General features: G+C 67.5%; 20 protein-coding genes and 4 tRNA genes. 10 read left to right on the forward strand and 14 right to left on the reverse strand.

Features of this window, described 5'->3' with window-relative positions; all coding sequences use genetic code 11:
- Positions 1-29: 29 nt before the first annotated feature.
- On the forward strand, positions 30-416 hold the full coding sequence (locus tag ACOGI4_RS02880) for a DUF3499 family protein (RefSeq protein WP_419842437.1): 387 nt from the start codon (positions 30-32) through the stop codon (positions 414-416).
- On the opposite strand, the gene ACOGI4_RS02885 is transcribed toward ACOGI4_RS02880, so the two are convergent.
- Entirely contained in the window at positions 413-673 is a 261-nt protein-coding gene (locus ACOGI4_RS02885; RefSeq protein WP_419842438.1) for a hypothetical protein, read from the reverse strand. The genes ACOGI4_RS02880 and ACOGI4_RS02885 overlap by 4 nt on opposite strands.
- Positions 674-759: 86 nt before the next feature.
- Here ACOGI4_RS02885 and ACOGI4_RS02890 point away from each other — a divergent pair, with 86 nt between their 5' ends.
- The gene (locus ACOGI4_RS02890; protein ID WP_419842439.1) at positions 760-1,017 is read left to right on the forward strand and encodes a hypothetical protein; all 258 of its coding nucleotides are present in this window, start codon (positions 760-762) and stop codon (positions 1,015-1,017) included.
- 105 nt (positions 1,018-1,122) lie between these two features.
- On the opposite strand, the gene ACOGI4_RS02895 is transcribed toward ACOGI4_RS02890, so the two are convergent.
- The 7 genes from ACOGI4_RS02895 to ACOGI4_RS02925 all read right to left on the reverse strand — a co-directional run bounded on the left by ACOGI4_RS02895 (position 1,123) and on the right by ACOGI4_RS02925 (position 7,989).
- Entirely contained in the window at positions 1,123-1,389 is a 267-nt protein-coding gene (locus tag ACOGI4_RS02895) for a cell division protein CrgA (protein WP_419842440.1), read from the reverse strand.
- Between the two features lie 79 nt (positions 1,390-1,468).
- Positions 1,469-3,763: a Stk1 family PASTA domain-containing Ser/Thr kinase gene (gene pknB, locus ACOGI4_RS02900; RefSeq protein ID WP_419842441.1), complete on the reverse strand. Its 2,295-nt coding sequence runs from the start codon at positions 3,761-3,763 to the stop codon at positions 1,469-1,471.
- A gap of 53 nt (positions 3,764-3,816) precedes the next feature.
- Positions 3,817-5,097 (reverse strand): penicillin-binding transpeptidase domain-containing protein, encoded by a 1,281-nt coding sequence (locus ACOGI4_RS02905; protein ID WP_419842442.1) that lies wholly within the window; start codon positions 5,095-5,097, stop codon positions 3,817-3,819.
- Positions 5,094-6,455, reverse strand: coding sequence for an FtsW/RodA/SpoVE family cell cycle protein (locus tag ACOGI4_RS02910; RefSeq protein ID WP_419842443.1), 1,362 nt, complete (start codon positions 6,453-6,455; stop codon positions 5,094-5,096). Before ACOGI4_RS02910 ends, ACOGI4_RS02905 begins: the two co-directional genes overlap by 4 nt.
- Positions 6,452-7,309 carry a PP2C family protein-serine/threonine phosphatase gene (locus ACOGI4_RS02915; protein WP_419842444.1) on the reverse strand — a complete coding sequence of 286 codons (858 nt, stop codon included), beginning with the start codon at positions 7,307-7,309 and terminating at the stop codon, positions 6,452-6,454. The genes ACOGI4_RS02910 and ACOGI4_RS02915 overlap by 4 nt, the downstream gene beginning before the upstream one ends.
- 76 nt (positions 7,310-7,385) lie before the next feature.
- Positions 7,386-7,871: an FHA domain-containing protein gene (locus tag ACOGI4_RS02920; RefSeq protein WP_419842445.1), complete on the reverse strand. Its 486-nt coding sequence runs from the start codon at positions 7,869-7,871 to the stop codon at positions 7,386-7,388.
- Entirely contained in the window at positions 7,864-7,989 is a 126-nt protein-coding gene (locus ACOGI4_RS02925; protein ID WP_419842446.1) for a hypothetical protein, read from the reverse strand. Before ACOGI4_RS02925 ends, ACOGI4_RS02920 begins: the two co-directional genes overlap by 8 nt.
- A gap of 73 nt (positions 7,990-8,062) precedes the next feature.
- Between ACOGI4_RS02925 and ACOGI4_RS02930 the strand changes: the two genes are divergently transcribed.
- A tRNA-Leu gene (locus ACOGI4_RS02930) sits at positions 8,063-8,147 on the forward strand.
- Positions 8,148-8,172: 25 nt separating this feature from the next.
- Here ACOGI4_RS02930 and ACOGI4_RS02935 read toward each other — a convergent pair.
- From ACOGI4_RS02935 to ACOGI4_RS02945, 3 genes are read right to left on the reverse strand one after another with little or no spacing between them, the layout of a single operon-like run.
- Positions 8,173-8,658, reverse strand: coding sequence for a methylated-DNA--[protein]-cysteine S-methyltransferase (locus ACOGI4_RS02935; protein WP_419843079.1), 486 nt, complete (start codon positions 8,656-8,658; stop codon positions 8,173-8,175).
- A 56-nt stretch (positions 8,659-8,714) separates the two neighbouring features.
- Positions 8,715-10,472, reverse strand: a complete 1,758-nt coding sequence (locus ACOGI4_RS02940) for an AlkA N-terminal domain-containing protein (RefSeq protein WP_419842447.1) — start codon at positions 10,470-10,472, stop codon at positions 8,715-8,717.
- Positions 10,426-11,907, reverse strand: coding sequence for a DUF4349 domain-containing protein (locus tag ACOGI4_RS02945; RefSeq protein WP_419842448.1), 1,482 nt, complete (start codon positions 11,905-11,907; stop codon positions 10,426-10,428). Before ACOGI4_RS02945 ends, ACOGI4_RS02940 begins: the two co-directional genes overlap by 47 nt.
- 434 nt (positions 11,908-12,341) lie before the next feature.
- Here ACOGI4_RS02945 and ACOGI4_RS02950 point away from each other — a divergent pair, with 434 nt between their 5' ends.
- Together ACOGI4_RS02950 and ACOGI4_RS02955 are read left to right on the forward strand one after the other, a co-directional pair.
- Positions 12,342-13,046 carry an MBL fold metallo-hydrolase gene (locus ACOGI4_RS02950; protein WP_419843080.1) on the forward strand — a complete coding sequence of 235 codons (705 nt, stop codon included), beginning with the start codon at positions 12,342-12,344 and terminating at the stop codon, positions 13,044-13,046.
- Positions 13,046-13,930 (forward strand): sulfurtransferase, encoded by an 885-nt coding sequence (locus tag ACOGI4_RS02955; protein ID WP_419842449.1) that lies wholly within the window; start codon positions 13,046-13,048, stop codon positions 13,928-13,930. Before ACOGI4_RS02950 ends, ACOGI4_RS02955 begins: the two co-directional genes overlap by 1 nt.
- Before the next feature lie 56 nt (positions 13,931-13,986).
- Here the strand turns inward: ACOGI4_RS02955 and ACOGI4_RS02960 are convergent, their stop codons facing one another.
- Complete coding sequence (locus ACOGI4_RS02960; protein WP_419842450.1) at positions 13,987-15,657, reverse strand: chloride channel protein; 1,671 nt, start codon at positions 15,655-15,657, stop codon at positions 13,987-13,989.
- A gap of 34 nt (positions 15,658-15,691) precedes the next feature.
- Positions 15,692-15,782 (reverse strand) — tRNA-Ser (locus ACOGI4_RS02965).
- A 233-nt stretch (positions 15,783-16,015) separates the two neighbouring features.
- Here ACOGI4_RS02965 and ACOGI4_RS02970 point away from each other — a divergent pair.
- Positions 16,016-16,103, forward strand: a tRNA-Ser gene (locus ACOGI4_RS02970).
- Between the two features lie 1,362 nt (positions 16,104-17,465).
- Here ACOGI4_RS02970 and pheA read toward each other — a convergent pair.
- Positions 17,466-18,440, reverse strand: a complete 975-nt coding sequence (gene pheA / locus ACOGI4_RS02975; protein ID WP_419842451.1) for a prephenate dehydratase — start codon at positions 18,438-18,440, stop codon at positions 17,466-17,468.
- A gap of 62 nt (positions 18,441-18,502) precedes the next feature.
- Here pheA and larB point away from each other — a divergent pair, with 62 nt between their 5' ends.
- From larB to ACOGI4_RS02995, 4 genes are all read left to right on the forward strand, one after another.
- Positions 18,503-19,324 carry a nickel pincer cofactor biosynthesis protein LarB gene (gene larB, locus ACOGI4_RS02980; protein ID WP_419842452.1) on the forward strand — a complete coding sequence of 274 codons (822 nt, stop codon included), beginning with the start codon at positions 18,503-18,505 and terminating at the stop codon, positions 19,322-19,324.
- Between the two features lie 128 nt (positions 19,325-19,452).
- Positions 19,453-20,802: a nickel pincer cofactor biosynthesis protein LarC gene (larC, locus tag ACOGI4_RS02985; RefSeq protein ID WP_419842453.1), complete on the forward strand. Its 1,350-nt coding sequence runs from the start codon at positions 19,453-19,455 to the stop codon at positions 20,800-20,802.
- Between the two features lie 164 nt (positions 20,803-20,966).
- A tRNA-Arg gene (locus ACOGI4_RS02990) sits at positions 20,967-21,040 on the forward strand.
- Positions 21,041-21,133: 93 nt separating this feature from the next.
- A complete protein-coding gene (locus ACOGI4_RS02995) occupies positions 21,134-22,501 on the forward strand; it encodes an FAD-dependent oxidoreductase (protein WP_419842454.1) in 1,368 nt (455 codons plus the stop codon).
- The last annotated feature ends 6 nt before the right edge of the window (positions 22,502-22,507 follow it).

A 22,507-nucleotide genomic window follows, 5' to 3' on the forward strand; every position in this document is an offset into this window, starting at 1 on the left:
TCCCCGCCGCGCCGGTACCGTCGGAGGCCATGTTGCAGTGTGTCCGGGGGATGTGTACCCAGTCAGCGACGGCTGGTCTGGGCTACGACGTGCTCGGGACCAAGGCGTGGCTCTACGACTTGGACGACACTGCTCTCGCCGGCGGTGCACGTGGTCGTGTCGTGGCGATGCCGCTGTGTCGCACCCATGCGAACCGCATCACCGTCCCCGTCGGATGGGAGTTCACGGATCGGCGCGCCCTGGGACTTGACGTCGAGCCTGTCGTGGGTGCCGAACCGAGCACGGGTGCCGCCGCCGCTGCGTCACCGCTGTTCGAGCCTCGATCCCGCCCCGAGCCTGAGCCTGTGCTGGCGCCCGAGCCTGCGCCATCGCCGTCGCTGCTCGAACGGGCATTCCGGGCAGCACCCTCGCGCTAGAGCAGGCTCGCTCGCCGAGCCGCGGTCAGCACCAGCCGTCCACGCGGGTTCAAGCTCGCCCGATATCGGATTCCCTCAGCGTCGACCAGCACGAGCTCGTTGCCTTCACTGGCGACGCGCAGCTCCACGCCGAGTTCCGCGGACAGTTCGGCACGACTGGCTTCCAGCGCCGCTCGCGTAGCGCTGCGGCGCTGCGCTTCGTAGAGATCCATGTCGTACTCGACGAAGTCGCCTGGCTCGGTCCCCGTCGGTCGCATGCGTCCACACTGCCACACGCCCACACCGCCCCCCACCGCGCCCTCGTGCCGACGAGCCGGCGGGGCAACGGCAGTAGCTTGCAGGCGTGGATCTGTGGCTTGCGGTGCCACTCTCGCTGCTGTTCATCTACTTCGTGTACCGGCTCGGCCTGCGGATGATGGCCACCTTCTCCAGGCCGATCCCTCCGCCTCCGCCGCCGGGCGAGCTGCGACGGGTGCGGCTCACCTACCGATGCAGTCTCTGCGGCACCGAGATGCGCATGACACGCGCTCCAGTGCAACAGCCCGAACCGCCGCGCTGCTGCAGCGAGGACATGGACCTCATCGCCGACGCCGACGAGTGACGGCGCCGACATTCACAATTTGTCCACAGAGTGGGGAAAGTCACATCAGTGTGATTTACGGAGTCGTCGTTGAGCTCGGCGCTGCTGGCGCGCCGGCGCCGCCGCTCAACGCCAGCGAGTGGCGAGCAGGACCCCGAGCAAGATGATCCCTAAGCCCACGGCGATCCATGCATTGGTAGGGCTGCCCGGCAGCCAGCTCAGGTAGTTCGCCACGATCACCGCACTGCCGAGGCCGAGCACTGCGATGATCAGCCAACCGAACCACGACGCACTGGCCGGCGCAGCGCTGCTGGGGCCGTGCTGCCCTGCGGGTGCATGCTGGGGCTGGGTGCCCTTGGGCGTGATGCGGCTGGTGTTGCGAGGCCTGGCCATGGCGGTTCAACCTAACGGTCCGAATGCCAGATCGTCTGAATGCCCATCTGCCCGTCTGCCTGCCTGAGCGTCCGAGCAGCTAGCTGTCGGGATCGCTCTGTTCGCCGCTCTGATCACTGGCCTCGGCCACGATCACGGTGATGGTGTCGTAGTTGACTCTGATGTCGGTGCCGGGCGACGGATCGAGGGAGATGACCTGTCCGTCGGCAGGGTCGTCTGCTGCGACCGTCTGCGTGCGCCGCTCGACGGCGAAGCCCAGCTCGGTCAGCGCCTTTTCCACTCTGTCGGGATCGAAGGTCTCCAAAGCCTGCAGACTCGGGACGGTCAGCATCTTCGGCGGCTCGAACAGATGGAGGACAACCTCAGAGCCGGCGATGAGCACGGTGCCCGGCTCGGGGCTGATGTCTCGAACGACGTTCGTGTTGACGTCCAGGTTGGACACCTCCTTTGCCACCCGTTTCACGGTGAATCCGAGCGTCCTCAGCTGGGCTTCGATACGGTCGGCGAGCGTCGTGTCGAACGAGTCCAACGTTGGCACCACGAGTTCCTCCGGCCCGTCAGAGACGACCAGCGTGATCACACTGCCGCGCTCGGTCGAGGCACCAGCATCGGGACTGCTGCGAATCACCGTGCCGGCACTGAACTCGGTTGAGTGCAGTCGCTCGACCCGGTCCACGAGCCCGAGTCGGGCCAGCGTGACCCGGGCGTCGTCGACGGTCTGGCCAACCAGTCGCGGCACCTCCACTTCGCCCCGGCCTGCGGAGACCGTCAGCGTGATGACCGTGCCCGCCGGACGCTGTTCAGTACTCGAAATGCTCTGCTCGGTCACGAGCCCGATCGCCAAGTTGTCGTTGCGTACATCGAACCGTTCGACGCTGAAGCCTGCTGTGACGAGCAGGGTCTCTGCTTCTTCGTAGGTGCGACCGACCACGTTGGGCGGCGAGATCAAGGTGCGCGATGCAGCCGCGAACAGGGTGATCGGATTGTCGGGATCATTCGGCTCGGCCAGCAGCAATCCGGCGCGAGGACTCTGTTGGAAGACGAGGTTCTGTTCTGTGTCGTCGCGTTCAGCGAACTCGATGCGGACGTGCTCGAAACCGGCATTGCGGAGTTCGCGTTCAGCATCGGCGAAGTGCAGGCCCACAACGCTGGGCACCCGCAGTCGCACATCGGCGGCATCAGCGGGCTCGACCGCAACTCCCGACTGGCCGCGGTCATTGACCAGCAGGAACACCAATCCGGCGATGATCAGCAGCAAGACGACCAGCAACGTGATCCACATCGGTGTGCGATCCGGCGGTTCGACGGTGCTGGGCGGAGGGCCGGCAAGGTAGTCCGGCTGATACCGCGCGTCGCCCGCTTCGCTCGCTCCGGCTGTGTGGTGGTCGTAGGGCGGTGCCGCGGTATGCGGGCCTCGGCTGTCGGCCGCGGGAACGGGCACGGGTGCTTCGGCGTATGCGGCGCCCACACCCGCCTGGGCTAGGGCTGCGTTCACCATCGGGATGTGCGCGGTCGCTTGTGCTGCCGCCGCATGCGTCGGCTGACCTGCGCGGAACCGCAGCAGGTCGTCGCGCAGGTCGCCGGCGCCGCCGTAGCGAGCCGCCGGGTCCTTGGCGAGGCCTTGCAAGCACACAGCTTCGAGGTCGTAGGGAACGTCCGCGTTGTAGCGTGTCGGCGGAACCGGCAATTCTTGGACGTGCTTGTAGGCGATGGCGACGGGGCTGTCACCGGTGAACGGAGGCCCAGCCGTGAGCATCTCGTACAGCACGACAGCCAGCGAGTACACGTCGCTGCGAGGATCCGCCTCCAGCCCCTGAGCCTGCTCAGGCGACAAGTACGTCGCGGTTCCCATGACCGAGCCGGTGCGCGTGAGGTCTTCGGTGCCGCCGCCCACCGCTCGTGCAATACCGAAGTCGGCCACCTTGACTTGCCCGGACCCGGTGATCATGACGTTGCCGGGCTTGATGTCGCGATGCACCACACCGTTGGCGTGAGCGAAGGCCAGCGCGGAGGCGATGTCGATGGCGATGTCCGCAACTCGATCGGGATGCAGCGGGCCGTCGCTGCGAATGATCTCCGCCAAGCTGCGACCTTCCACGTACTCCATCACGAGGTAATAGGTGCCGTTGTGGCTGCCCCAGTCGTAGACGCCGACCACGTTCGGCTGGCTCAGGTTCGCGGCAGCTTGAGCCTCGCGCCGGAAGCGCTCGACGAATGACACGTCGGTCGCGAATTCAGGGAACAGGACCTTGACGGCGACGGGTCGGTCGAGCAGGCGGTCGCGTCCCAGGAACACCTCGGACATCCCACCGCGTGCAATACGGCTGAACAGCTCGTAGCGCCCGCCGAAGACAGGGTTGTCGGATTCGTCCATGAGCACTGGGTACTGTTGGGGCGATCGGGCCGTTGGCCGGCGTGGTGAGTGTGCTAGGGGCGATCTCGACCGGCGTCGGCGTCAGCCCTCAGCCCGAGCGCGGTCTCCGCTGCGGTTGCCGCGATCTTTGCCGCCAAGGTAGCGCCGCCGCGGTCCTCCCCGACATCGGGTTCGATCAGCACGGCTGCAGCGACGGTGGGCGCATCGGCGGGTGCCAACAGCACAGCCCAGTGTCCGCCGCGCGCGGTGCCGCTGGTCGCCAGCGCAAGGCGGCCCGTAGCGATCGCTGCGGAGAACGCTTCGCCGTCGGCTGGGTGGAGGCTGATCGAGGCGTCCTGTGCCGCTGCGGTCATGCGGGACAGCAGATACGCCGCGTCTGTCGGCTCGAAGAGGTGCCCGATGCCGTCGGGCGGCGTCAGCGCCGGCACCGCGGCCGACGGGTCGACGTCGCTGTGGCGGTCTGGGGATCGCGCTTGTATTCGATGCACGAGGTACGGCCGCATCCCCACGCCTCCGTTGGCGATCGCTGCTGCGGCCTGCGCCAACTGCAGCGGCGTCAACAGCACCTGCTCGTCGTCTGCGCTGCTGACGGCGCCGTTGTCGGTGTCGGCACGCGCTGGTTCGCCTGGCAAGTCGATGCCGGTCGAACCCATTGATCGTCGTGCTCCTTCCAGCACATCGGCGCCCGCGCCGGCGGGCACACCGGGCGTGCTGAGGGCGTAGTGATGCTGGTAGGCGCGAGCGGCCGGCGGCTCGCGGTAGTCGTAATCGTCGCTTGCCGTGGACGTCAGCGCGTTGGGATCGAAGCTGGGCCGAGACCACATGGCGATCACTGCCCCGTTCGTCGTGTCCAAGACCACCACCGCGCCATCGCGATCGCCAAGCGCAGCGCGTGCGGTGAGCTGAACGCCGTGATCCAGGGTGAGTACAAGGTCTCCCACCCGCTCGCTGTCGGCGAACAGGTCGGTCAGCTCCCGCACGGCGATGTCCGTCTTCGTGCCGGACAGCTCGTTGTCATAGCTGCGTTCGACTCCGGCAGAACCCGCCGCGGGGCCCAAGTATCCGACGATGTGCGCATACAGCGACCCATGCGGGTACGTGCGGATCAGCTGCGAGTCCGTGCCCTGTCGACGGACAGAGAGCGCGAGGATTTCGCCGTCGATGCTATTGATGGTGCCGCGTGCGCTGCCGAGGGCAGCGGCCGCTGCGCGCGTGTTGCGTTCGTGGCTGCGCAAGCTGTCGGCGGCGAAGAAACCGAGGTTGGTGAGCTGCACTCCGAGCACGGCAAAGCCGACAGCGAGCGTGAGTGTCAGCGCGATGATGCGGCGTCTCACGAGCGACGCGCCGTCACGCTGTCGGGCACGTCGGCGGGTCCGTTGCGCGACGCCCCGCCGCCGCTGGAGATCGCCAGCAGCAACCCGACGGCAATGCAGTTGCCGACTAGGGCGGCCGGGCCGTGGGCCACGAACGGCAGCGCGCCCACGGTGTGCGGTGCCAGTCTCAGCACGCCCGCAATGCTGAGCAGTGCCTGCAGTCCGACGACCATCGTTGCCGTGGTCGCCAGCAAGCGATGGGTGCCGTGTGCTCGCTGCGCGATGGCGGCGCCGACACCGGTGAGCAGCATGAACGCAGCCAAGATTGACGCGCCGCCCAGAATTCCGAGTTCCTCGACGACGACCGCAAAGACGAAATCACTGTGTGCGCCCGCGATGCGCTGCGGCGAGCCGAGACCGGGACCCACGCCGCTCAGCCCGCCCGCGCTCATGGCGAAGGCACTCTCCGTCGTTGCCGGCCCGTCGGCGGCAGTCCACGGGTTCTGCCAATGGCGCACGTGGGCGGACAATCGGTCATTGACCGAGACGAGCACCACCACGCCGACGCCGTAGGCGGCGATGATGCCGCCGAGCGTTCGTACGCGCACAGATCGTGCTGCCGTCGGTGCGGCGTGTGTGTGGTGACCGTCGCCGTCGAGCCACAGCGGCAGCCAAGCTGCCACGAACATCACGACTCCCGATGCGATGTCCCCGCCGAGAATCAAGAGCGTCCAAGCGCCGACAGCTGCTGCGGTGGCGCCGGCGACATGACGATGGAAGGCCAAGCGGTCCCCCAGCCAGGGGGGCGCTGCGACCGTGAGCCCGCACGCCGCCAGCATCACTGCGAGTTTGGCCAGCCCGTACGGCTGCAGGCTCGCCGCGCCGAGGTGCAGCCACTGCCGCGCCGGTTCGTAGGCGCCCGCCGCCACGTCGGTGCCGCGTCCGAACAGGCCGAGTGCTGCCAGCACGATGGCGATGGCCCCCAAGGTGCCCGGCCGCCGCATGCACCAATCGAGCAGCGGCATCGCGAACAGGGACCCTACGAGTGCGCCGAACCCTGCGACCACCGCGATGGTGTGGCCGGGCGCGAGCCCCGGATCGACGCGGACGACGGTCACCCAGCCGACGCCGACCAGCAGTCCGACGATGCCGAATGCCAGCTCGTTGCTGTCGGGTGCCCAGCGTCCGATAGCGATGTGGGCTGCTGCACCGGCACCGAGCACGACTCCCAGCCACACTGCGGCACCCCACAGCGACGCCGCCTCGTCGTTGCGCGACGCGCCGATGCCGGCGACGGCGAACGCGGCGCACACAGCGACGCTTGCCAGCGTCGCGAGAGCGGTCTGGGTGCGCCTGCGCCCGCGCGGTGTCGAACTCAACGAGCGCGGGTGCGCCGTCGCCCGCGCCGTCGCGACGTGCGCTGGGCGACGCTGGACCCTCGACGGGGATGGCGGGGCGCCGGCGCAGCGGCAGCGGCCAGGACCGGCTCATCGGGGCCGCCGGCGATGTCCACGTCGACCACGAGTGCGGTGGAGTTGTCGCGCCCTCCTCGGTCATTGGCTTGACGAACGAGCGAGCGTGCGATGTCGGACGGGTGCTGTTCGACGTCGAGCAGCTCGCGGATGTCGGATTCCTCCAACTCGTTGGTGATGCCGTCTGTACACAGCAGGAATCGGTCGTTGCCGGAGAGTTCCAGCACCCAGTCGTCGATCTTGACGTCCGGTTCCACGCCCACGGCTCGCGTCAGCGTGTTGCGTCGCGGATGCTCGGCGGCCTGTTCCACGGTGAGGTCGCCGGCTCTGACCAGCTCCGCCACGAAGTTGTGATCGATCGTCAGCTGAACGAGTTCGCCGCCGTGATAGCGGTAGACACGCGAGTCCCCGACGTTCACCAGGCACCACACGCGCTGCTCGGCGTGCTGCACCACGGCGATGGCACACAGCGTCGTGCCCATGCCGGTCAGGTCGGCATGTGTGTTCGACCGGTGATGCACCACTTGGTTGGCGTGGCGGACGGCAGCCAGCAGTTCACTCGGCGTCGAGGGGGAGTTAGCGGCGACTGTCTTCACGGCGAGGCTCGACGCGACGCTGCCGCCGAGGTGACCGCCCATGCCGTCAGCGACCACGAACAGACCGATGTCGGCGTACATCGCGTCCTGGTTCTCCGCGCGCCGCAAGCCGCGATCCGACGCGCCGCCCCAGCGGATGCGCATGTGGCGGGCCGGGACGCTCACCGTCGTCTCGTCTCGCCGTGCTGCGGCAACGTGTCACAGGGGGTCGAGACACTTCGCTGTGGCCGCTGTCGAGCCGTCACGTGCTGACCTCGAAGACGGTGGCGCCGACCTGCACGAAATCGCCAGTGCGCACCACCGTCGCGGTGTCGACTTTCTGGCGGTTCAGGTACGTCCCGTTGGTGGAGCCGAGGTCTTCCAGCAGATGCTGGCCACCGTTGCGGTAGAAGCGGGCATGAGCTTGCGAGGAGTAGCCGTCGTCGATGATCACGTCGCATTCGGGGCTGCGGCCGATGGTCAGCGCCTCGGCGAGCAGGTGCCGCTCCCCTTGCGCGTGCAGCGGCGAACGCACGACGAGCGCGAGCGGTTCTGGGGATGCGATGCCGTTGCTGTGGTGAGCACCGCCGTTTCGCAGCGCCCGGAACGACCGCCGGCCGGATTGTTGGCCGGTCCGATGGCGGGGTATTGCGACGCTGGCCCACACGGCGCGTAGCACCCGGAACAGGAACAAGTACATCAGTACGAGCACGCATACCGAGAGCAGTCGCACCAATTGTTCAGACATCGATCCGCGTCCACCACGATTCGGCATCGTGCGCTGCATGTGCCAGCACGCGGCCTTGAGCGTTCCACTGGGCGTTAACCGGCGAGCCGCTCTTGGCCAGTGGGCTGGCAGAGTCCACGACCCTCCAGTGTATGGCCGCACGTCTGGCTGTATCTCTTGACGGCTGGTGCCGGCTAGCCTGTCGGCTTCACGCGCGAGTGGCGGAATATGGCAGACGCGCAGGCTTCAGGTGCCTGTGCCCGCAAGGGCGTGAGGGTTCAATTCCCTCCTCGCGCACGGCGGTTGCCTCGGTAGAGCCGGATCAGCCGAGGGCGCCCTCGAGCCGGAGCAGCGTCGTCTTGCGGTCCAGCCCGCCGCCATAGCCCACGAGTGAGCCGTCGGCGCCGATGACCCGATGACATGGCAGCACGATCGGCACCGGGTTACGGCCGTTGGCTTGGCCGATGGCGCGCACGGCCGTGGGCCTGCCGATCCACGTTGCCTGCTCGAGGTAGCTGCGCGTGGTGCCGTAGGGGATGCTGCCGAGCGCTCGCCATGCGGCGACCTGGAACGGCGTGCCGCGCAGATCGAGCGGGATGTCGAAGCTGGTGCGATCGCCTGCGAAGTACTCGTTGAGCTGTTGCGCGGTGCGGCGCAGGATGGGGTGTTCCGCTTCGCTGGTCATGTCGCGTCGTTGCGGGTCGGCCGCCGATGGGTCGAGGGGTGCTTCGTCATGCCACGACACGGCGCTCAGTGCGTCGCCGGTGGCGACCAGCCGCAAGAGTCCTACAGGACTGGCGACGGTCATGCACCAGCGCGTGGCGCCGCCGTCCGCGTTGCTGGCGGAGCGGAGGTTCGTTCGCTTCATGTGCTGCCTTTCGGGTCGGGAAGAACGTCGGTGCGTGTCGGGCTCACGATCGTGCCGCTGCGCCACAGATGCTGCGCTGCCCAGGCACGGTATGGCCGCCACGGTTCCGCCAGGGCTTCAAGGCCGGCGGCGTCGAGCCGTTGGCCGACCAGACGCTCCGCTGCCCGTCGCAGCCCGAGGTCGGCTGCGGGGAACGCGTCGTGGTGGCCGTAGACCCGCATGGCGATGAGATGCGCTGTCCATGGCCCGATGCCGGGCAGCTCGCAGAGCTGTGCGACGGTGTCTGCCAACGAGTCCGCGGCGCCCAAATCCACGACACCGCTAGCTACTGCTTCTGCCAAGCCGACGACAGTGTCGCTGCGGCGCCGGGTGAAGCCGAGCGCGGCGAGTCGCTCCCGGCCGGCGCACGCGAGCTGCTCGGCGTCAGGGAACAGGAATGTCACGGGCACGTGACGGTCCTCGCAGCACGCCCCGAGGGCATCGAAGTGGGTGCCGAAGCGCCGCGCGATCCGGCTGCACATCGTCGAAGCCGCCTTGAGCGAGATCTGCTGCCCGACGACGATGCGAACAGCGGTCTCGAATCGATCCCAAGACCGCGGCACCCGCAGCCCTGGCGCCTGGCGCACGAGCGCGCCGATGAGCGGGTCATCGGCCAGCGCGGCGTGTGCCGCCGCCGGATCTTCATCTGCGCCCAGCATCGCTCGACAACGGCTCACCGCGTCCATGATCGAGTCGTAGGTCGGCAGGTGCAGCCGCAGCTGCAGGCGGTCGTCGTCGGCCGGCGGCGCTGCGTACAGCTCGGCGACGCCGGGATGCCCGCACGCACGGAAGCTGCGTACGTAGGAACCCGCAGCGCAACGTCCAGCGGCCGCTGCATCTGCGGCGACGTCTTCGACGCCGGGAATGATCCGGGCGGACTGGTGCTGCAGGAATGCAGTGAACGCAAACGGCGCCAAGTACGGCACGGAGAGCACGAGGCCGCCGTCGAGCCGCGGCCGCGCCCCGGCTCGCCTCTTGACGCGTAGCTCGGTCGGTGTGAAGCAGAACACCGAAGTCATGGCCCGATGCAGCTGACGCGCGCCGCCGAAGCCCGCAGCTCGAGCGATCTGGCCGAACGTGAGGTCGGTGTCGTCGATCAGGCAGCGAGCGAAATGTGCTCGGCGCGAACGGGCAATGGCGGTTGGTGTGGCCCCGACGTGGCGCTCGAACAGTCGCCGCAGCTGTCGGGCGCTGTAGCCCACGCATGCTGCCAGCGCAGATTCGTCAGCGTTGTCGAGGAAGCCGTCGCTGATGCGCAGCAAGGCTGCTTGCACCGGCGCGGGCACGTCGAGGTCGGCCAGCGACCCGGCGCGTCGCTCGGGATGACAGCGCAGGCACGCCCGGAAACCGGCGGCCTCGGCTGCCGCAGGATGGGAGTACTGCGACACGTTGTGCGCCAGCGGTTGTGCAGCGCACTCGGCCCGGCAGTAGATGCCCGTGGTACGTACCGCCTCGACTTGCACGCTCTCAGTCTGGCCCCGGCGGTGGACCATGAGAGCACATAATCGGACATCAACGGACACGATTCGACTGTGTCCGATGTTGTCCTGCGCGCAATCGTGCCCGGTGGGACGGCTGCCGGCGGCATGGCTTCCGCTGGAGTCGTTCCCGCTGTGCGCTCGCGCCGATGACCCGCGCGCAACGCGCGGTGGTCGCGCCGCTACAGGGCTACGCCGAACCGCGGTCGGTCGTGACGTTCGCACTCCCCGACGCATGTGCGGCACTGCGTCGGTGGCGCCACCACCAGGCCGTCGCCGCGACAACGAGCATCACTGGCAAGAACGGCAACAGGGCGCCGATCACGAGCAGCACCCCGTTGCCGACGGCAACCAGTGCTCCTGCGCCGCCGCGCACCGCATCCCCGAAGCTCGGCGGGGAGTTGTCCGGCTCGACGTACAACTCCAGCGCCGCAGCGCGAGCCAAGCCCGCCAGCTCGGTGCCGTCGTCGGCAATCGGCACGGCCCGCGCGCGCACGTCGATGTTGAGACCCCTCGTCACGACACGTCCGGCAATGCGGCCGTCGGCGATTTCCTCGGCGAGCGTGGCGACGACTCGCTGACCGGGTTCGATGCGTTCGAGCCCCGTATCTGAGGTCACGACCAGTTGCTCGGCGTCGAACCGCAGCGCCTCGGAACTCAACGTGACGTCGGTGAGGGCCGCCTCGCCGTCATTCTCGAGTTCGAAGCAGAAGCCGACGACGCCTGCGGGAGGCGCCACGAGTTCGTCGGACCCGAGGCAAGGGTCGTCCTCGCCGTCAGCCAGCCACGCACGCAGGATCAACGAAGCGGTCGGCACGGCTTCGGTGGCTTCGGAGATCGTGAGCTTGATCGTCGCGAGGTCGACTCGCTCCCGAATCGTCCGCAGCTGCCCGCGCAGCCGTTCGAGGCTCGTCTCACGCTGGGCTAGTTCGCGCTCGATCTCCGCCACGCCTTCCATGTCGGTGGTCTGCGCCAGGAACTCCCGCAGCCGTTCCACGCTGAGGGCGGCGGTCCTGATGCGGCTGTCGAGGTCCACCACGACCTCGGTGACGTCCTCCGCGCTGACGGTCCGATTGACGAGCTCTCCGACAGCGGACAGCTGTTCGAGCGCTGCGTCGAAATGCGCCGGCGCAAGCTTGAAGGTCAGCGTGGTGTACGCAGCGCCGCGTGTGGAGGTCTGCTGCCCGAACGTGATGCCGCCGAGACCTCGGATGATCGCTGTTGCCTCAGCCGCAGCCGCCGCCACGTCGACCGACTCGACGCTGATAGCGGCCTCGTAGATGATCTCGCGCCCCGCTGCGGCAGGCACGGCCGCGGTGTCGTTGCCGAGCGCGCTCGGGGTGGCGTGGTGTGAACCTTCTCGCGGCTGCGCATCATCCCCCGCCGCCGGGCGGAGATTGGCAGCCTGCAGTTCGTCGGTCGCTGATACCGAATCCGTCGGCGTGGCCGCGCCGTCGTCCATGTGTGCTGCGTCTGCCATGTCGTCGGACGACTCCGCCATGGTCGCCACGGCGTAGCCGGCGTCGTCGCTGTCCGCCTCGTCGAGCGATGCCGCGAAGCTCTCCGTCGCTGTCGAGTGCTCGGCTGTGGATGCAGCGCTGCCCGGCATGCCCTCGTCGTCACTGTCGGTCGAGCAGGCAGCGATCATCAGCACCAGCAGCGCTGCGGCCAAGACGGTTCGTCGGCAGCCGGATGGTGAGCTCTGTCGGGGCGAGCGACGGTGTGGAAGCCTCATGTCAGCATCTCCTGATGGATGGGCTCTGGGCCTGGGTTGGGGCGACGGGCGAACGGCGCCCAGCCGTGACGAGTCCAGCCTCGAACGAACCCTGTGTTGTACGAATACTGATGCCGGTGCCGGCGAGTCGGTTCCTCGGAGGCGTGTTGCAGTTGCGTTGCGGCCCTGCTTTCGGGACGTGGGCCGGCTCTGTGAGCGCACCTCGAATCCGCGCTGCGCCGCTGCTTGCCGGCGGGCCACAAGACGGCGCGCAACTCGCCGCAGTACCGTGCATTTTCGTGGCTGACGAACTCGCAGTTGACCCTTCCGCCCAAGACCCGTCTGCGCCCTATGCGCGTGCTGAGCCGGCCCGTGAGACGCATGCGAGCAGGCTGTATTTCCGCCAGCTGCTCTCCGGCCGCGATTTCGCAGTACGCGACCCGCTTGCCCGTCAGATGGTGAACTTCTGCTACCTCATCGGCGACCGAGAGACGCGCGAAGCGGTCATGGTGGATCCGGCCTACCACGTCGACGACCTGCTCGACCTCTTGGCCGAAGACGACATGACGCTCAGCGGGGTGCTCGCCACGCACTTTCACCCCGACCATGTGGGCGGGAACATGATGGGCTGCAGCATCGAAGGCGTCGCTGCACTGCTGGAGCGGCAGGGCACCAAGATTCACCTGCAAGCGCCGGAAGCCGAGCTGGTGCGCAAGACCACCGGCATCTCGATGAGCGACATGGAGCTGCACGCTCCGGGCGACGTCGTATCGGTCGGCGCCATCGACATCGAGCTGTTGCACACGCCCGGCCACACGCCCGGCAGCCAGTGCTTTCTGGTGGGCGGCGCATTGGTTGCAGGCGACACGCTGTTCCTCGAAGGCTGCGGTCGGACCGACCTGCCCGGCAGCGACCCAGCCGCCATGTACCGGTCGCTGCACGACACGCTCGCCAAGGTGCCGGATTCCGCCGTGCTGTTCCCCGGCCACCGCTACTCCGTCGATGCGAGCGCCACCATGGGGCAGACACGCCAGACGAACTATGTCTTCAAGCCGCGCAGCGAGGCGCAGTGGCTGATGATGTTCGGGCAGGGCTGATGAGCCCGCTGCCGCCGGTGGTGGGCGCGCAAGCCATTGTCGGCCGTGGCGACATCGTGCTGTGCGACGTGCGGTGGTATCTCGACGGGCGGTCCGGTTACGAGGCCTACTTGGCGGGACACGTTCCCGGTGCGATCTGGGTGGACCTGGACGCTCACTTGTCGGGCACCGGCGCTCCAGCTCTGGGCAGGCACCCGTTGCCCAGCGCGCAGGAGTTCGCAGCGACGCTCGGCGGTCTCGGCATCGGGGCCGGCGACCCGGTGGTGGCCTACGACGATCTGAACGGCACAGCTGCCGGCCGCTTGGTGTGGATGCTGCGGGTGCTTGGGCACGACGCGGCGCTGCTGGACGGCGGATGGGGATCGTGGCGGGGTGCCTTCGAGACAGCCGCACATGCGCGAACAGCCTGCGACTGCCCCGTGCGAGCCTGGCCCCGCTGGGCATTCGCCGACATCGACGCGGCGTCGACAGCTGGTACCAGCAGCCGGGATGTGCTCATCGACGCGCGCCAACGCGACCGATACCGCGGCGAAGCAGAGCCGGTCGATCCCCGTGCCGGGCATATTCCGGGTGCAGTGAACGTGCCCGCCTCCGACAATCTGGGCGCCGACGGTCGTTTCGCGGACCCGCGAGCGCTGCGTGCCCGCTACGAAGCCGAAGGCGTCCAGGTACGTGCGGCGCCAGACGCCACTAGCGCGGCTGCCCCTGCCAGCGACAGCGCTGTCGACACCGCTGCCAACAACGCGGTCGTCTACTGCGGTTCGGGCGTGAGTGCCTGCATGGATGCGCTGGCGATGGAACTCGCCGGCTTGGGCCGTCCGCGGCTGTACGTCGGGTCGTGGTCACAATGGAGCCGCACTGAGCGGCCTTTCGCAGTCTGCTGAGCGCGATCACTGATCGCGTCGGCTGGTGCCATCGGATTGGCCGCCGGCCGTGCAGTTCAGCGAGTCTGCGTCTCGTTCAGGAAGTCCACCAGCTTGACGATGGCGTTCTCGGTGACGACGCCGGCGATCCTGCCTCCGCTGTCGACGACGGGATACAGCTCGATCTGTGCGTCGGCCATGGCCTCGGTGACCTCGCGCAGGGTCCACGACGGCCGCGCGGGCTCGATGTTGGCGGTCATCACCTCGCCGCAGGTCACCGACATCCACTCGTTGCGATCCACTTCGCGGCAGTCGCTCAGCCGTATCACGCCCAGGAACTCCTGTGCGGGCCCGACCACCATGGCTTCGAGCTGTTTGCGCCGCAGCGCGATGCCCCATACGAAGTCGGCCAGCGGAGCATCGATGCTCACGGTGGGCACGTCGGTGGACATGGCGGAGTTGACCGGCATCTCCAAGCGCCGCTCGAGGTGTCCGGTGCGGCTGTCGCGCTGATACTGCGACACGGACGAGTTGCCGATCAGCACCTGCGACACCGCGACGGCCACCAGCGCAGGCACCACGAAGGCAGGCGCCCCGGTGGACTCAGCTACGAACATCACTGCCGCGAGCGGCGTTCGGTACCCCGCCGCCAAGAACGCCGCCACGCCGATGAACGGGAAGAACGCCAACGACTCCGGTCCCAGCTCGATCCAACCGCCGACGAGGCGACCCACGATCAGCCCGAACACGGCCAGCGGAATGAACACGCCGCCCACGCCTCCGGCCGCGAGCACCGTGGAGGTTGCCAGCACGCGCACCGCGAGCAGCACCCCGAGCAGCACCAACGACTGATCGGGGTCGAGCGACCAGCTCACCAGTTGGCCCTCGGCAGTCGGCCCCAACGACAGCGGAGCGTCGAACAGGAATTCGCTGAGCGCCGCGAGGCCCACCAGAACGCCGCCGCCGCACAGCGCCACCAGCCACCACGGTCGCTGCGAGGCCTGTATTCGCTTTGCCGCTTGCAGCACACGGCAGAACGCCGCTGCCGCAAGCCCGCACAGCGCCCCCACGACCGCTGCGCCCAGCAGCTCTTGACGGCCGAATCCGACGCGGACCATTTCGGTGCCGATCTCGAACGGTCGGTCGTCGAAATCGGCCACCAGCACGTAGGTGACGTAGCTGGACGCGCTGGAGAGCAGCGCGGGCAGCAGTGCCCGACGGCCTAGGTCGCTGCGGTAAGGCGCTTCGAGCGCGAACAGCACACCGGTGGCCGGCGCCTGGAAGATGGCGCTCACACCGGCGGCCGCGCCCGCTACCAGCAGCGCGTAGCCCTCCCGGTTGCGGAACAGGCGGCGCGCCAAGCGTTGGATCGCATTCCCTGCAGTGGCGCCCGCGTAAATCGAGGGGCCCTCGAGGCCGACCGCGCCGCCGGTGCCGACCGTGACGATGCCGGCTGTCAACCTCAGGGGCAGGTCGCGGTAGCGCAGAGGGTGGCTGCGGTCGTGAAACGCCCGGATGTACTCCTCGGAGGTGGACGGCGAGAGTCGGCGGCCCGCGTCGGCCCACCGCAGCATGAGCACGGCACCCCACAGTCCCAACGCCGGCGCGATCATCCGCTGCCACGGCGGGAGGTGCAGCACGCGTTCGAGCAGCACCTTCTCGGTGAGCACTGCGACGACGGCCACGATGAATCCGGTGACCGCGCCCACGACGACGTAGGTCGCGAAGCGGAGCAGGCGGTTCCTCATGCGGGCCTACGTCTTCCTCGCTCCACTGCGGGTGCGGAGAGGGTGGGATTCGAACCCACGAACCACCTCGCGGCAGTTACTTCCTTAGCAGGGAAGCGCCTTCAACCGGACTCGGCCACCTCTCCATGCCTGACATGATCGCTTCAGCCAAGCACTACGCCCAACGCTACCCCCGCTCCGTGAGCGTCCACGCGGGCCTGTGTCACTGGCGCTGTGTCATCGAGGCCGGTGCGAGCTGCCTGTCAGTGTCGTGAAACTGCCGAACCTCGGCGCGAAGCTGCTTGGGACCGGCGCGCCCGACCGTTGCCCGGCTGCTGCGGCGTCGAGGAGGAGCAGGAGTGCCGCTAGGTTGGTGAGCGGAGGGGTGGCAGAGCGGACGATTGCGACGGTCTTGAAAACCGTTGAGGCGCAAGCCTCCGGGGGTTCGAATCCCCCTCCCTCCGCCACAGCCTCAGCCCTTCCTCACGCTGCTGTGGCTGAGATGCCGCCGCAGGCGATCTGATCTTCAGTGATAATGGAACCATACCTCCGACAACGACAATCGGAGTCCGCCCGGCTCTGGTAGGAGTCCGCCCCGCTCTGGGGAGTGTTTGCTCTGCTCTGGGGAGTGCTTGCGTCTATTCTTGAAGTACCCGCGCCATCTTTCAGGAACTGGGAATCCCGCTCGGTCCTGCTTTCGGCCTTCACCGCGCCGAAGCCTCTCGGCATCGGCCAATTCGGTGCCGAATTGGCTCACGTCTGCAGTGGTATCTTGAAGGTTGAGTCGACTGGCCTCGAGTCTGTCGAGGCTGGCTTCGACCCCATTGCCAATAGTGGGAGCTTGCCCGGGGCCAGACTCTCCCAAACGCCTCGCTGTGTGCGTTACTGCATCTTCGTGCCCTATTGCAGGATGGTCAACATCTTCCGGCTCCGACGACTCTGCGAAATGCGAGAATACGTCTATCGTGCCGAGCTGGTTTTCCATCAACCTCGCAGCCATGGCGCGCCCGCTGACGTTGAAGCGGCGCGCCAACAACCGGACAGCCGCGGCGGAAGTAACCGGCCGCCAACTGGTCATGTACATCTCGCGAGAAGCGCTATCCTGCTCTTGGGTGACCGGCCGCGGGTGCACGTGAGCAATATTTCTCTTGTGAACCTCCGTCATCAATGCATCTCGAGGAATGAGGAACGACTCCGTAAACTTGGCGCACCAATGGTCAATGAGTTGTTGTTCTTGGATTGAATGTGTAGAGCGAAACGGAAGAGCAGAACGAATTAGAAGATGGGCATACTCAAAGATCAGCGAATAACTGCGGGCAGTCGCGTGGTAGGCTGAGTTCACGGCGATGAGCGGGATATCGTGCAGAAGACCGAAACAGCGAATGCAACTGCGGCCTACCGCCCTGCCGCAAATGTTCATTTCCTCAACGACAATCCCCTGTTGCTCAATCTCATCGCACCATGCTTGGAACGCTAAACTGTCCGACGTCCATCCAAGTTGATCTTCGATTGCTACGCTTGAACGCCGCCGTGCGTCTTCGCCCGCTTCGTCAGGATCGCGAGCGGTCGAGTAAGAGGGCAGGTGAACCCGCGAACTCCGACCCCCGCTTTTGCGGAGCTGGGATTCAAGCCAACTTGAACGTTCCCGTGCCTCCAGTATAATGAGGTAGTCTCCTTCCGAAAGCGGCCCGCGCCCGTGAGACGGCACTGGTCTGCTATTGGGCTTCACAGACGACTCCTGGTTCGCAGACGACTCTTGGTTCGCAGACGACTCTTGGTTCGCAGACGACTCCCGGGGCGAGGCGCGCGGCACGGGTTCAGGATAGCGCTCAGCAGACGAGACGGCGTAGGGACTTCAGCCAGTCGTCGGAGGATGACCAGGCTTGCTCGCTGACCCGCTGGCGGGCCGACGCCGTGCCGTTGGCGGCCGGGTACGAGCCGAGGAACTTGACATCACGCTGGTTCATCTTGAGCGCACGCAGGCAGTCGGCGACGACCTCATCGGAGATGTGGCCCTCGAAGTCGAGCAGAAAGCAGTATTCCCCCAAGCCGCGCCGGGTGGGTCGCGACTCCAGCCGCGACAAGTCAAGCCGGCGCGCCTCGAATTCCATCAAGATGCCGAGCAGGCTGCCCGGCTCATTCTGATGCTGGAACACTACGATGCTGGTCTTGTCGCTGCCGCTGGCGGCGGGCACGCGGTTCTTTCCCAGCAGCAGGAACCGGGTTTGGTTGTCCTGGTGGTCCGCAATCGAGGCCACGACGGTTTCCAGGCCGTAGATGCGTGCCGCAGCGGGGCTGGCGATGGCTGCGACACCGGTGCAACGCTCCTCGGCAATGCGCCGCGCCGCCAGCGCAGTGGAGGTCGCCGCCTCGATCTGGGCGCCCGGCAACTCGCGGTGCAAGAACGCCCTGCACTGAGCGATGGCGACGGGAAACGACAGCACTGTGTGTATGGCTGACAGATCGCTCGCATCGGTGCTCGGCAGCGCCATCAGATCGAGCTGCACGTGCTCCACGACCTCGCGCTGGATCAGGAAGTCGAAGTCGAACGCCAGCGCGTCCTGCGTCACGTTGACCGCGCCTTCGATGGCATTCTCCACCGGGACGAAGCCGTAGTCGACCGCAGAGTCGTCCAGCGCGGACAGCACTTCGGGCACCGAGGTCAGCGGCACGAGTGCGCACTGGGCGAGGTCCCGCTGGCTCGCCAGCGCTGCCTCGGTGAACGTGCCTTGCGGCCCCATGTAGCCGATGCGGGTGGCTGTGCCCAGCGTGCCACCGGTCGGTGGCGCAGCGGCAGCAGTCATCACGGCAGGATACGCAGCGCAGCACGCCGGTCACCGACGTGCAGCAGGTAGAACAGCTCGCGATGAATGCCCACGAGCTCGCCGTGCTGATCTCAGCGGTTCGAGACGGTTCGCTCGACCCGGACGACGCGCTGGCGCGCCTGAAGCGTCTGCCGTTCGCCGAAGTTGCCGGGGCGCGCATCGACCATCACCGCACGCTGCGGACCGGTCAGCCCGAGGCGGTGTACGGACCGGGCAAGTCGCCCGGCCAGTGCGCACGCATTGTGAACGAGATGCTGCGCGGCGGGACGGGTCCGGTGCTGCTGACACGCGCCACTCGGGTCCAGACCGAAGCGGCTGTCGAAGCGTGTCCCGGCGGCAAGGTACATCGGCCACCCGATCGGGAGCACGAGTGCTCCGCTGACGCTCCGGTGGGCGACGCTGAGCCGGCGACCGTGGTGTGGCGGGCAGCCCCCGCCCGCGCCGAATGGGTGACGGTGGCATCGGCCGGCACGGCGGACGGCCCGGTGGCCTTCGAGGCAGCAGCGGTGCTGAGCGCCTTCGGCGTGAGTGCCCAGCTGGTGCCCGACATCGGCATCGCTGGCCTGCACCGCTTCCTGGCCGAGATCGACACGCTGACATCTGCTGACGTGGTCATCGTGGTGGCGGGTATGGAGGGGGCGCTCGCTACTGCTGTGGCGGGAGTGGTTGCCGCGCCGGTCATCGCGGTGCCGACCAGTGCCGGTTACGGCGCTGCGTTCGAGGGGGTGACGGCGCTGCTTGCCATGCATGCGTCCTGCGCGGCCGGTGTCACTGTGGTGGGCATCGACAACGGCTTCGGTGCGGCCATGGCAGCTATGCGCATCTTGGATGTCGCGGCAGCTCAGCACACCGCGGCGATGTGATGCACGACGATCACCACGCCTGCTCGCCCGTCGCAACTCAGTGTCCGATGCCGGCCGAGACCGCCGGCCCGTTGAGCGGCGATCCGTCGGATCCCGTCTCGCCGTGTCCAGCCGTAGCGAACTCAGCCGTGTCGAGCCCAGCCCTGTCGAATTCAGCTGTGTCGGGCACCGTCGTGGCTTGGTTCGACCCTGTCTCGGGCATCGCAGGCGACATGGCGCTTGGCGCGCTGCTCGACGCGGGTGCCGAACTGGAGTTCGTCATTGCGCAGCTGCACGCGCTGGCTGTGGACGGCTGGCACCTGGCCTGCGAACGGGTACGCCGCAACGAGCTGGCTGCGACGCGAGCGCTCGTCGATGCGCCGGAGAGCCATCATCACCGTCGCTGGAGCGACATGCTTGAGCTGCTGGGCGACGCGCCGCTGGTGCCGCGGGTGCGCAGTCGTGCGCTGGCGGTGTTCGAGTCGCTGGCGCACGCCGAAGGCGAAGTCCACGGCATTGCCCCCGAGCAGGTGCACTTCCACGAAGTCGGCGCGCTTGACGCCATCGTGGACATCGTCGGTGTCTGCGCGGCGCTGGATTCGCTCGGCGTGGACGAGATCTACTGCGGCCCGGTCGCCGTGGGCACCGGCACCATCCGCGCCGCCCACGGCGTGCTGCCGAACCCGCCTCCTGCGGTGGTCCGCCTGCTGCTAGGGCGACCGATCGTGGGCGTCGAAATCGACGCGGAACTGACCACCCCGACAGGCGCTGCAATTGTATCTGCGCTTGCCAGGCGCTTCGGTCCGGTGCCAGCCATGACCGTCACCGCCGCCGGTTTCGGCGCCGGGTCGCGCGAGCTGCCCGGTCGGGCCAACGTCACCGGGGTGCTCATCGGCACGCTGCACAGTGCCGCCGGACCCGACGCCGACTGGCCCGATGCCCTTGATGTCGCCGGGCCCGAATCCATGGGACCCAGCGGCGCTGCTCCGCTGGAGCGCGCCATGGCCGAGGTTGGCGGCGCTGCGGTCACCACGGAGTTGGTCGAGCTGGCGGCCAACCTCGACGACGTCACCGGCGAGCTGCTCGGCCACGCAGTGAGCGAGTTGGTGGCCGCTGGGGCGCTCGATGCTTGGGCAACACCCATCGTGATGAAGAAGGGCCGCCCGGCGCAGTCGCTGACCGTCTTGTGCCCGCGCGCCGAGGTGACCCGCCTCGCCGACCTCATCGCTCGGCTCACCGGCACGCTGGGGCTGCGCGCCCGCCCGGTGGTCCGCACTGCGCTGGAACGCCGCACCTCGAGCGTCGAGGTGGACGGCCACAACGTCGTCGTCAAGCACGGGCCCTACCGCAGCAAACCCGAGTGGGACGCCGTCGTCGCGGCAGCAGAAGCGCTCGGCCGCACGCCGACCGACGTGGCCCGAGCCGCCGAAGCACAGGCAGCACCGGTCAGTGCCGGCCGGCTCGACGACTGCGTCGGCCCGGACAGTCCGCACAGGTGAGCGTTGTCGATCGAATCCGACTGGCGCCGCGCCGGCACGTGCTCGTAGACTGTCGCAGTGCTTGCCGGCACCATCGTGCGGACACCGCTTCGATGTCGGGTCCGCCGCTTCGCTTCGCGGGATCGGCGGTGTCTCGGCGTCGTGGGCTCGCCACACGGGCACCAGCGCTTGTAGCTCAATTGGACAGAGCATCTGACTACGGATCAGAAGGTTCGGGGTTCGAATCCCTGCAAGCGCGCTGAGGGCCGCCGCGGCCGAGCCGACCGGACTCGGCGCGCAGGCCAGACTGCGGGGCGGCGCAGCGGCAAGGCGCAGAAGCGGGAGCACCACCATGCAGCGCAGCATCGCAATCATCGGTGGTGGCATGTCCGGGCTGGGTGCTGCATGGGCGCTGCACCAGCACCCCGACCGTTTCGATTTTCGGCTGTACGAAGCCACAGAGCAGGTCGGCGGCAACGCCGTGACCGTCGACATGCCCCAAGCCGACGGCAGCTCGGTTCCGTTCGACATCTCTGTCACCGCGTGCATCCCGTCGGTGTACGACCACGTGCTGCTGCTGGCTGAACGCTTCGGCATCGAGCTGGTGGACACCAGGTTCAACTACAGCGTCAGGTACCAGGGCGGCGTCTACGCTCACGACTTCGATTCGGACATCAGGGCCCAGCTGCAGCCCGAGATCGACAAGTTCCAACGCCTGCTGACCCGGTTGCACGCGTGCGGCCGTCTCAGCCGGGCGAAGTCGCCGCTGCTCAACGCGCTCAATCCGTTCAACTACGTGTCCATGCGCACGGTGCTGAATCTGGGAGGTTTTTCTGCGGACTTCAGGTACAAGGTGCTCAAGCCGATGTTCGTCAACTTCTTGATGGCGACCAACGTATTCGACATGCCCGCAGCGCTGTTCGCGCGGTACTTGGAGTTCTTCGACATCGAGACCGCCACACCCATGCAGACATGGGACCAGGGAACGCGTCGCATCTACGAGCACATGACGGAAGGCTTCGGCGAGAGGATCTTCCTGAAGCGGCCGGTCAGCAAGGTTCGCCGCTACGACGGCCACGTGCTCGTCACCGATGCCGAGGGCAACGGCGAGGCCTACGACGAGGTGATCTTCGCCTGCAACGCCAATCAGACGTTGATGATGCTGGACCGTCCCACGATGCTCGAGCGTTTCTTGCTCACGTCGATTCGCTATGAGAGCGAACTGCACAACCACGCCATCGTGCACTCCGACGCCTCCGTGCTGCCCGACAACGAGGTGCAGTGCCTGTCGTCGCGCAGCAACCATGTGGAGCAGTACGGCGCGCGGCCCGACAACTACGAGATCACCTACATCATGCACAACCAGCAGCCGTGGGCCGGTGCCTCGGACCGCCCGTGCTTGGTGACCTACAACCCGATTTCGACCATCGACGACGACCAGGTCATCGGCCGCCGCTGGTTCCAGCATGTCGTACACGACGTGCGCCACGTGACGCTGCTGGTGCCGCTGTTCCGCTTCATCCAAGGCCGTCGGCGCAGCTGGCACTGCGGGGCCCACACGCTCGTGAACAGCCAGGAAACCTGCTTCGTGACTGGGCTGGCAGCCGCCACCCAGCTCGGCGCGGAGTATCCCTTCGAGGACGATGCCGCCCGAGAAGTCTTCAACTACTACGGCGGCATTCTCCACGGATCGCGCTTCCGCAAGGCCCCGGCATCGTGAACCTCG

The organism is Candidatus Poriferisodalis sp. (genome assembly GCF_965205175.1).
GTDB lineage: Bacteria > Actinomycetota > Acidimicrobiia > Acidimicrobiales > Poriferisodalaceae > Poriferisodalis.